This is a genomic window from Photobacterium sp. SKA34 (genome assembly GCF_000153325.1).
Lineage (GTDB): Bacteria > Pseudomonadota > Gammaproteobacteria > Enterobacterales > Vibrionaceae > Photobacterium.
Window position 1 is genome coordinate 90,207 of the sequence record NZ_AAOU01000019.1, and the last position, 10,134, is coordinate 100,340.

10 protein-coding genes and 1 riboswitch are annotated in these 10,134 nt (G+C 40.5%); of the genes, 7 read left to right on the forward strand and 3 right to left on the reverse strand.

The window, feature by feature from the left end:
• The 3 genes from SKA34_RS00425 (at position 1) to cysQ (ending at position 2,313) form a co-directional block, all read left to right on the forward strand.
• On the forward strand, positions 1-759 hold the full coding sequence (locus SKA34_RS00425) for a type II secretion system protein N (RefSeq protein WP_006643525.1): 759 nt from the start codon (positions 1-3) through the stop codon (positions 757-759).
• Between the two features lie 159 nt (positions 760-918).
• Positions 919-1,476 carry an ADP compounds hydrolase NudE gene (gene nudE / locus SKA34_RS00430; RefSeq protein WP_006643526.1) on the forward strand — a complete coding sequence of 186 codons (558 nt, stop codon included), beginning with the start codon at positions 919-921 and terminating at the stop codon, positions 1,474-1,476.
• A gap of 3 nt (positions 1,477-1,479) precedes the next feature.
• Entirely contained in the window at positions 1,480-2,313 is an 834-nt protein-coding gene (cysQ, locus tag SKA34_RS00435) for a 3'(2'),5'-bisphosphate nucleotidase CysQ (protein WP_006643527.1), read from the forward strand.
• 67 nt (positions 2,314-2,380) lie between these two features.
• On the opposite strand, the gene sthA is transcribed toward cysQ, so the two are convergent.
• Positions 2,381-3,796 carry a Si-specific NAD(P)(+) transhydrogenase gene (gene sthA, locus SKA34_RS00440; protein ID WP_006643528.1) on the reverse strand — a complete coding sequence of 472 codons (1,416 nt, stop codon included), beginning with the start codon at positions 3,794-3,796 and terminating at the stop codon, positions 2,381-2,383.
• 305 nt (positions 3,797-4,101) lie between these two features.
• On the opposite strand from sthA, the gene fabR reads away from it, so the two are divergent.
• Positions 4,102-4,734, forward strand: a complete 633-nt coding sequence (gene fabR, locus SKA34_RS00445; RefSeq protein ID WP_005372563.1) for an HTH-type transcriptional repressor FabR — start codon at positions 4,102-4,104, stop codon at positions 4,732-4,734.
• Between the two features lie 27 nt (positions 4,735-4,761).
• The gene (locus tag SKA34_RS00450) at positions 4,762-5,142 is read left to right on the forward strand and encodes a YijD family membrane protein (protein ID WP_006643529.1); all 381 of its coding nucleotides are present in this window, start codon (positions 4,762-4,764) and stop codon (positions 5,140-5,142) included.
• Positions 5,143-5,209: 67 nt separating this feature from the next.
• Here the strand turns inward: SKA34_RS00450 and trmA are convergent, their stop codons facing one another.
• Positions 5,210-6,316: a tRNA (uridine(54)-C5)-methyltransferase TrmA gene (gene trmA / locus SKA34_RS00455; RefSeq protein WP_006643530.1), complete on the reverse strand. Its 1,107-nt coding sequence runs from the start codon at positions 6,314-6,316 to the stop codon at positions 5,210-5,212.
• Positions 6,317-6,463: 147 nt separating this feature from the next.
• Positions 6,464-6,705: riboswitch (cobalamin riboswitch) on the forward strand.
• Between the two features lie 31 nt (positions 6,706-6,736).
• On the opposite strand from trmA, the gene btuB reads away from it, so the two are divergent.
• Both btuB and murI read left to right on the forward strand, forming a co-directional pair.
• Positions 6,737-8,596, forward strand: a complete 1,860-nt coding sequence (btuB, locus tag SKA34_RS00460) for a TonB-dependent vitamin B12 receptor (protein ID WP_006643531.1) — start codon at positions 6,737-6,739, stop codon at positions 8,594-8,596.
• A 244-nt stretch (positions 8,597-8,840) separates the two neighbouring features.
• A complete protein-coding gene (gene murI / locus SKA34_RS00465; RefSeq protein ID WP_006643532.1) occupies positions 8,841-9,653 on the forward strand; it encodes a glutamate racemase in 813 nt (270 codons plus the stop codon).
• Here murI and SKA34_RS00470 read toward each other — a convergent pair.
• Positions 9,616-10,086 (reverse strand): RNA-binding protein, encoded by a 471-nt coding sequence (locus SKA34_RS00470; protein ID WP_006643533.1) that lies wholly within the window; start codon positions 10,084-10,086, stop codon positions 9,616-9,618. The genes murI and SKA34_RS00470 overlap by 38 nt on opposite strands.
• Positions 10,087-10,134: the final 48 nt, after the last annotated feature.

The window sequence follows — 10,134 nt, forward strand, 5'->3', positions numbered from 1 at the left end:
GTGAAATTTAAACTCGCTATCGGCGCAACATTTGGGGTGGTATTTATTGCCAGTACTATTGATCATTTACCGGCTAATTGGGCATGGCAACAAGCACCAAAAGTTCAGGGTTTATCATTAAGTGGTATTCAAGGAACCTTATGGCAAGGCTCTGCTAATACAGTTGTGTGGCAAAATCAAAACTTAGGTCAAATTCAATGGGATATGAAACTGGGTAGCCTCTTTAAAGGTAAACTCGCGTTTGATGTCCGATTTGGCCGTGGCAGTGATATGCAACTACAAGGTAGTGGTATTGTAGGTTATAGCACCTCGGGACCGTTTGCTGAAAAACTCTTAGTTTCAGTACCAGCAGCTAATGCCATGCTGTATGCCAAATTACCTGTACCGCTGACATTTACAGGTAATATTGAACTTACTGTACGTGATTATGTGTATGCCGCGCCGTATTGTAAAACCTTGAATGCAACGTTGGCTTGGGCGCAAGGTAATGCGTCAACGCCAATGGGGAATATTAACCCCGGCCCTGTTTTTGCAGATTTAAGTTGTCAAGAAGGCGCTATTTTAGCTAAAGCCTCACAGTCATCCGATGATGTTAGTAGTGATTGGAAAGCAAACTTAGCTAAAAATAATGGTTACAGCCTATCGGGATGGTTTAAACCGGGGGCAACATTCCCTGAACAATTGTCTCAACAATTAAAATGGTTAGGCGATCCTGACTCAAAAGGGCAATACAAAATTAATTACTCAGGGCGTTTGTAATTATCTAATCGTTGCGATTTGAGTGGTTATTAATCACAAAGTGAATAGTAAGAGGCAGTCTAAGTAGACTGCCTCTTTATTTATCTGCGTGATTAGCTTTTAATGAGGTTAGGCATAAACAAAATTTTTCTTCGCGATAACATGACATAGGGCTTTAAGATGGCGATAAGTAAAGATAAACCTCAAATCTTATCTGCAGAGGTTGTTGCTCAATCACGACTGTTTAAAATTGAATCATTGGATTTACGTTTTTCTAACGGTGTTGAGCGTACCTATGAACGTATGAAGCCAAGTGGTCGCCATGCGGTGCTGATTGTCCCAGTGACGGAACAAGGTGACTTATTGTTGATTCGCGAATATTCGGCAGGTACTGAACGTTATGAATTAGGCTTCCCCAAAGGCTTAATTGATGAAGGGGAAACACCTACTGAAGCGGCCAATCGTGAATTAAAAGAAGAAATTGGTTTTGGTGCCCATCAACTACAACCATTAAAGGAAGTAATATTAGCCCCATCTTATTTTTCCAGTCGCATGACATTGTTTTTAGGGCAGGATCTGTATCCTGAAAAACTTGAAGGTGATGAGCCAGAACCGTTAGATATTATTCGTTGGCCATTAGCACAAGCAGAAGAGCTTCTGACGCATGTTGATTTTGCCGAAGCGCGGAGTATTACCGCATTATTTTTAGCATTGAAGCAATTAGCACGAAAGGAGTAACCAATGGCCTATTCGCATTTACTGCCTGATGTGGTTGAGATCGCTCGAGCATCAGGTCAATTGATTTTAGATATCTATCAACGTGGTCAGTTTGAGAAACAGATCAAAGATGATAATACGCCGGTGACAAGTGCTGATCTTGCGGCTCATAAGTTAGTGATGGAGCGACTGACACAACTAACGCCTGATATTCCCGTGTTGTCGGAAGAAGATGCTAGCGTACCATTAACAGAGCGTAGCCAATGGAAACGTTATTGGTTAGTTGACCCATTAGATGGTACGCAAGAATTTATTGCAGGTAGTGGTGATTTTGCGACAATCATTGCGTTAGTTGAAGGTAACCGCCCGATCATGGGGGTTGTTTATGCGCCTGTCTCTGGGGTGTCTTATTATGCTTATGCTGGTAAAGGTGCGTATAAAATTACCGCTGAAGGTGAAAGTGTTAAAATTGCAACTCATCATCATGAAGAGAATACCAAGTCGATTGTTGTTGCGATCAGTCGTCGTCAAGATATTAGCTCAATCACATCGCGTTTAGATCCGAGTTATAACTATGAACTTGTGCCTTTAGGCTCTGCGGCATTAAAATCATGTTTGGTGGCAGAAGGCGCGGTAGATTGTTACTTACGCTTAGGACCTACGGGTGAATGGGATACTGCAGCAACTCAGTGTATTGTTGAAGAGGCGGGTGGCCGTATTCTTAATACTCATTTAACGCCGCTGTCTTATAACGAACGTAATACATTAGAGAATCCAAATTTTATTACCTTAGGTGATGAAGGACTGCCTTGGGCGGATATTTTAGAGCCGGATGATCGGATGATGAATGCTGACTGATATGTAGCATAAAAAATGGAGCCAATTGGCTCCGTTTTTTATTGGCTTGATATTTTTAGCTATAAGGCTAGAACAAACGGTTTAAACCATTGAGTGCAGCCACTCGATAAGCTTCTGCCATTGTCGGGTAGTTAAAGGTGGTATTGACGAAATAATCAATCGTATTACCTTCGCCTTTTTGCTCCATGATCGCCTGTCCGATGTGAATAATTTCTGCAGCACGCTCACCAAAGCAGTGAATACCTAAAATTTCTTTGGTTTCTCGATGGAATAAAAGTTTCAAACTACCCACTTCAGTGCCTGCAATTTGCGCGCGAGCCAGATGTTTAAATTGGGAGCGCCCCACTTCATACGGCACCTTCTCAGCGGTTAATTGCTGCTCTGTTTTTCCCACCGAGCTAATTTCAGGAATGGTGTAAATACCTGTTGGAATATGATCAATCAATTGCCCTTGAGCTTGTCCTTTACTGATCGCTTGTGCTGCAAATCGACCTTGGTCATAGGCTGCACTAGCAAGACTTGGATACCCAATCACATCCCCGACCGCATAAATATGATCGACCTCGGTTTGATAGCTACGATTAACGTTGAGTTGTCCGCGAGAGTCAGGGGTTAAGCCAACATGTTCGAGCTCGAGTTTATCGGTATTACCAGTACGGCCATTGGCATATAAAATACAATCTGCACGCATTTTCTTGCCACATTGTAGATGTAGGATCACCCCATCATCAGTCCCTTCAATCTCTTCAAAGATCTCATCATTACGTATCATTACCCCATTGTTCCAGAGGTGATAAGACAGGGAGTCTGATATTTCATTATCAAGAAATTCCAACAAACGTTGGCGGGTATTAATTAAGTCAACTTTAACACCAAGCCCTCGAAAAATAGATGCATATTCACAACCAATCACGCCTGCACCATAAATAATAATATGGCGAGGATCGTGCTCTAAACGTAAAATTGAATCACTGTCATATACGCGGGAGTGATCAAAATCGACACCGTCAGGATGGTAAGGGCGAGAGCCTGTCGCAATAATAAATTTATCAGCGCTGTAGCGCTCAATGCTACCGTCAGTGCTTGTTACTTCAACATCGTGACTGGCAATAAAGCGTGCCTCACCATGAATGATTTGGCATTGGTTACGGTCATAAAACCCTTGGCGCATCCGTGTTTGTTTATTTACAACCACTTCGGCATGGCCGAGGATTTGGCTAAAGGTACTATGAAGTGTTGAGTTATTTCTGCAATAAAGTGGGTTTTGATTAAATTCAATAATACGACTAACAGCATGACGCAGAGCTTTAGATGGAATCGTTCCCCAGTGCGTACAGCCCCCACCAACACTGTCTTCGCGTTCAATAATCGCAACGTTGAAACCGGCTTTAGTTAATCCCATAGCAGCACCTTCACCGCCGGGGCCACTACCAATAATAATCACATCAAAATGACTGTTATTACTGCACTGCGTATCCGTCATCACATTATTCCTATTTGTATTGGTAACATTTTTGCATCGTAAGTGTAACGATTTGTAATCAATAGGAGAATCAATTGATGGTCAGAGCTAGCGAGGGATCACGCTCTATCGTTGAGTTGGAAGAATAAATGCAAATAATCACACTGAACGGTGAGGTAGTAGATTGTGATGTGTGTGAATAATTGATGTTAATCTGGCTTTGCGTGAAGGCGGTTGAGCCAGTAGTATAGGGTTATTCTTACGCGACTGTTTATCTTCATTTCGTTGCGTATTATGATCAGAAAACTATAGAGAAGCAGATGTCCATGGGGATCAGGGCTCAACAGAAAGAAAAAACCCGTCGCTCGCTTATCGATGCTGCGTTTAGCCAGTTAAGTGCAGACAGAAGTTTTTCTAATTTAAGTTTACGAGAAGTTGCTCGTGAAGCAGGGATTGCCCCAACATCGTTTTATCGTCATTTTAAAGATATGGACGAATTAGGCTTAACTATGGTGGATGAAGGTGGATTGATCCTTCGTCAGCTAATGCGACAAGCGCGTCAACGTATTGCGACCGAAGGGAGTGTGATTCGCACCTCGGTTGAGACGTTTATGGAGTTTATCGAAAGTAGTCCTAATGTCTTTCGTTTACTATTACGTGAACGTTCAGGCACATCAACAGCATTTCGTGCTGCTGTTGTTCGTGAAATACAACACTTTGTGGCTGAACTAAGTGAGTATCTTGAGGCCAAAACAGGGGTGACGCACGAAGAAGCGTATACCCAAGCAGAGGCGTCCGTTACTTTAGTCTTTAGTTCAGGGGCAGAAGCGTTAGATCTGGATAGTCATGCTCGTGCTGAGCATGCAGAAAGATTGATTATGCAATTAAGAATGATTGCAAAGGGTGCTTACTGGTACCGAAAAGAGCGTGAGCGTCGAGAGCTCAGGCAAAAACTATAACCTTATTTCGATTTTGTGGTGAAGGATATGGACAAGCAACAAGTTAAAGCAGAACGTAAAACTCTAGTTCTATCATTATTAGCAGGTGTATGCGGTAACGCAACATTAGCAGTATTAACGTCAAGCAGCGTGGCATTCTCTATTTTCCCTGTGCTTGCATTTGTATTGGCAGCGTACTGTCTCTACCAAGAATACCTACGTAAACCAATGACAGAAGGTACGCCTGCGATTGCAACGGCATGTTTCTTTGTTGGTGCATTTGGTTACTCAGCATTTCTTCGTGCAGCAGTGCCAGAAATGGGTTCGAACTTCCTGCCATTAATGATTGCACTAGCACTGCTATTCTGGGTGAGTTACAAAATGGGTGCAATGAATAAAAAAGCCAAGCCAGAAGCTGAAGCGAAATAATTTCATTAATACCTAGAATAAAAAAGGCGCATTCAGCGCCTTTTTTATTAAGTGTTACTTGGTAATATTATTTACGTACAAGTAATACGCCAGCTTCCATATGATGGGTATATGGGAATTGATCAAATAAGGCAAAGCGGGTGATCTTGTGTGTTTGACACAGGATGTCTAAATTCTCTTTGAGTGTTTCAGGGTTACAAGAGATGTACATGATACGCTCATAGCCTTGCACCATACGGCAAGTTCCCTCATCCATTCCCGATCGTGGAGGATCGACAAAGATCGTGTTGCAATTGTAGCTTTGAAGATCCACATTTTGATCTTTTAAGCGGCGGAATTCACGCTTACCTTCCATAGCATCAGTAAAATCTTCTGCAGACATGCGAATGATTTGCACGTTATCAATGTTATTAACCGCAATGTTGTATTGCGCAGAATCTACAGATGGCTTTGCTAACTCTGTTGCTAACACACGTTCGAAGTTTTGTGCTAGCGCCAGTGAAAAGTTACCGTTACCACAGTAAAGTTCAAGTAAATCACCCTTGCTGTCTTGAGTGCAGTCAACGGCCCATTCAAGCATCTTTTGTGCAACTTCACCGTTAGGTTGGGTAAAGCTGTTTTCAACTTGCTTGTAGGTTAGGGTGCGATCGTGCACTTTTAGCTGTTCGATAACATAGTCTTGATCCAGTACGATTTTCATCTTACGAGCACGGCCAATAAGATTTAGCTTAAAGCCTTCATCATTTAGGCGCTGTTTTAGCTGCTTAGCTTCTGCTGTCCACTCATCATCAAGTTGACGGTGATAAAGCATAGAAACAAGGATTTCTCCACTAAGGGTTGATAAGAAATCGACTTGGAATAATTTATGACGTAGCGCTTTAATGGGTTTGATTGCATCAACCAGCATCGGCATCAAATCATTGATCAAACGACTTGCCGCAGGAAATTGATCAACACGGTATTTTTCACGTGTTTCTTGGTTAAACATGATATAGAAAAGATCTTCACCCTCATGCCAAACACGGAATTCTGCACGCATACGGTAATGCTCTGCAGGAGAGGCAAACACCTCGAGTTCAGGGGTATCAAAATCAGCACAAATGTTTTGAATACGCTCTGTCTTTTCATCCAACTGTTGCTGATAATCAGCGGTGTTAAGGATGGTAGATGTCATAGTGTATGCCTCGACTGCTCAAAATAAGACCGCAGATTTTATTGCATTGCACCGTGATGTCCAGTCTTCAGGGAATAAATGTTCTTATTAAAGTGAATTATTTATAACTAATAGCAAACAAAACTAGACATAAAAGCGATACATCACTAGCATCTGCTCTGCGCTGGTTAACCAAGGAGTGGTACGGGAATACGGTGAAAATCCGTAACTGACGCGCAGCGGTAATAGAGAACGAACGCACACGGATGTATTCCAAACACTGTTTTAACAATATGTTTTATCAATAGATAGTAAATGATGTGTTGTTAAGATGGGAAGTTGATGCCTAGGTGACCTTCTTCAGGTCTTGCTCTTAAGTCCGAATACCAACCAGCGGTAAAGCACTTTTGCTTTGTTATATACGCGACTTAGGATCCTCAAATGAAAAAAACATTTTTAGCACTGGCGATAACGTCGGTGTATTTTCCCTCTTTTTCTATCATAGCTGCAGAAGATAACACCCAAACCGATGATGTGATGGTGGTTACTGCCAACCGGTTTGAACAACCAGTGACTTCAGTACTTGCTCCATTTAATATCGTGACCCGTCAAGATATCGATAATATACAAGCTAAAACACTCACAGATGTGATTAGCTTACTACCGGGTGTGCAAATTACTCAAAATGGTGGTCGAGGCCAGTTGGCTAGCATTCGGGTGAGAGGTACTAACTCTGATCAAGTACTTGTGCTAGTTGATGGTATTCGTATGGCTAAGGCCGCGACAGGGAATGTTGATTTTAACCAAATACCGTTAACTCAAGTTGAGCGTATTGAATTTACCCGTGGTGCCCGTGCTGCGCTTTATGGCTCTGAAGCGATTGGCGGTGTAATCAATATTATTACATTGGCTGATGTCGATTCACCATCAAAAACGAAGTTGAATGTAGGTATTGGTAGTAATAACTATCAAGAGGCAAGTGCATCAGGCGCGTATAAAGTTGGTGAAAATGGTTTGCTGCAACTAGCTGCCGCTTATGAAGATGATGAAGGTTACAATGTTCATCCTGTGATTGGTGTTAACGATAGTGATAAACATGGCTTTGATAGCCGTAACGGGATGATCGCATACCATCATAGCTTTAATGACATTTTGAAAGGTTTTCTGTCAACACGCTGGTATAAAAATCATTATCAATATGATAGTTCATTTTTTAGATCTCACGGGTATGCTACTGCTGAATCTGAGCTATTTGATTATAGTGCAGGTTTAGATCTTGATTTAAACAATTATAAATCAGCAATAAAGTTAGATTATCAACATCAAAAAAATCAAGCTTATGATGTGCTTAACCCTTTAAATCTATATGCACAGGTCCATGAAAAGTTTAGCCAAAAAAATATTCAATGGTCTAATGCATACAAATTAAATGAAATTTTAAATATTGTGGGCGGTGTTGATTGGCGAAATGAAGCTTGGACTGAACTCCAATCAAATACAACAAACTCTCGGAATAATACTGGTTTATACGGCGTTGGTTTATTTAATTATAATCATGTGTCTTTAGAAACAAGTGTTCGTTTAGATGATAATCAGCAATATGGTAGTAATACGACTTATAATATCGCTGGTGGATGGTATCTCAATGATAATATTCAGCTTAGAGGGTCGTACGGAACTGCATTTAAAGCCCCTAATTTATTTCATTTATATAGTAATGCGTCAATTTTTGAAGGTAATCCAAACTTAAGACCTGAATCTTCTAAAAACTCAGAGTTATCATTACATGCTGATTATGAGTTAGTTTCATTATCCGCAACTGCGTATCATATGAGAATAGATGATCTGATAACGTATCAAAACGGTATTAATGATTCAAAAGGGACATGGAAAAACGTTAAAGGTGAAAGCAAAATAAAGGGCATAGAATTTGAAGCAGACTTTGATACAGGACTGGTTTCCCATGAATTAAATTTCGATTTCAAAGACCCAAGATCACAAAATGGTAAGCTATTACCTAGTAGAGATAAATTCTCTTTTAAATGGGTCGGTTCAGCAAGTATAGGTATGCTAGATACTGCAGTTACATATCAATATCACGGTAAAAGCTACTCTGATAGCAATAATACTCAAATATTGCCAAGTTATAATACGTGGGATTTAGCGATGACTTATTGGTTACAGCCCAAATTAGCATTAAAAGGGCGTGTATCTAATATGTTTAATGAGAAATATGAAACAGCTAAAGGTTATCCAATGCCTGAGCGTACATTCTATACTTCAATTAATTACCAATTTTAATCGAAAATCTTAGAGATAAGGCCGCTAATACAGCGGCCTTTTTAATAAAGCTTGCACATAACGGGAAAGATTTAGTACAAACCTTTGTGGTTGATGCGCCGTTTTTCCAACGCTCTCTAGATATTACATGGAAAAATATAGACATAATTGAGCGATTTTATTATCAGCGGTATCAGTTAACTAACAGGGCTGTTTGCGAGAGCTGAAGATCGCAGTATCATAAGGTGAGTAATGTTTATTAGGTATGGTACGAGTGAAAAAGATTGTTATTTTTGATTCTGGTGTAGGTGGTTTATCTGTTTATAAAGAAATCTACGATCTTTTACCGCAAGTGCAATATATCTATGCCTTCGATAACGCAGCTTTCCCGTATGGTGAATTACCCGATAATGTCCTTATCGAACGTACCAACCATATTGTCTCGACATTAGTTGAACAGTATCAAGCAGACTTAGTTGTTATCGCGTGTAATACCGCAAGTACCATTGTATTACCGACTCTACGTCAAAATCTCAATATACCAATTGTTGGCGTTGTTCCTGCAATTAAACCTGCGGCTAAATTAAGTCAAACCAAAGTGATTGGTTTATTAGCAACACCAGCAACCGTTAAACGCGAGTATACGCAGCAGTTAATTAACCAATTTGCCAGTGATTGCGAAGTAAAAATGATCGGTTCAACCCGATTAGTAGAAATGGCGGAGCAAAAGCTACGTGGGGAAGCTATTTCTCTTCATGAGCTCAGTGAAATTTTAGCGCCATGGCAACAGCAAGTAGATAGTATTATTTTAGGCTGTACACACTTCCCACTAATTAAAGAAGAAATAAAAGCCGTTCTTAATAATGAAGTGAGTATTGTGGACTCAGGTAAAGCGATAGCTGTACGCGTATCGTCCTTGTTAGGATTATCTGAACAAGAAAAACAACGCCATAATGAAATCATAAACCTTACATACAGCAGCGCCGCTACAGAAAGTGTAGCGGCGCTGAATAAAAGTTTACGTCAGATAGATCTGGGTACTATTCAGTCTCTAAAATATCCGTATCCGCGTTTTTAGGCTCATTAGCTTCACGTACTTTTAATGTACGTTGACCATATTCTTTATTGTTTAATTGCTCGATAGCACTATCAGCATCTAGGCTACTCATCACAACAAAGCCAAAGCCTCTTCGCTTGCCTGTACGTTTATCCTTCATTAGGCGTACAGCAAAAACATCGCCATGCTCAGCGAATAGATTTTTAACATCGGTCTCATTAGCGCGATAAGGAAGGTTACCAACATAAAGGGTTTTGCTGTTTTGAGAGGTTTCAGTATTATCGATAGGGGTAACTTCTTTAGGTGTTTGCATGAAGTAAAGTGCAGCACCGACAGCGATAGCACCTAAAGCAAAGCTAATAGAAGAAGGAAGAGTAGGAATAAGGCTAAGAATTAATGCTCCGATAATAGCAATTGCTATAGCGGTTATTATGGTTTGATTATTTGATTTCATATTTAATTAAACTACATCGTCAAAATGGAAGGAAGAATGCGTATTGTT

Bases quoted from the DNA above. Each gene is read 5' to 3' on its own strand.
- sthA (WP_006643528.1), bottom strand. From the start codon at position 3,796: ATGACGGATACGCAGTGCAGTAATAACAGTCATTTTGATGTGATTATT.
- fabR (WP_005372563.1), top strand. From the start codon at position 4,102: ATGGGGATCAGGGCTCAACAGAAAGAAAAAACCCGTCGCTCGCTTATC.
- cysQ (WP_006643527.1), top strand. From the start codon at position 1,480: ATGGCCTATTCGCATTTACTGCCTGATGTGGTTGAGATCGCTCGAGCA.
- nudE (WP_006643526.1), top strand. From the start codon at position 919: ATGGCGATAAGTAAAGATAAACCTCAAATCTTATCTGCAGAGGTTGTT.
- SKA34_RS00470 (WP_006643533.1), bottom strand. From the start codon at position 10,086: ATGAAATCAAATAATCAAACCATAATAACCGCTATAGCAATTGCTATT.
- trmA (WP_006643530.1), bottom strand. From the start codon at position 6,316: ATGACATCTACCATCCTTAACACCGCTGATTATCAGCAACAGTTGGAT.
- btuB (WP_006643531.1), top strand. From the start codon at position 6,737: ATGAAAAAAACATTTTTAGCACTGGCGATAACGTCGGTGTATTTTCCC.
- murI (WP_006643532.1), top strand. From the start codon at position 8,841: ATGGTACGAGTGAAAAAGATTGTTATTTTTGATTCTGGTGTAGGTGGT.
- SKA34_RS00450 (WP_006643529.1), top strand. From the start codon at position 4,762: ATGGACAAGCAACAAGTTAAAGCAGAACGTAAAACTCTAGTTCTATCA.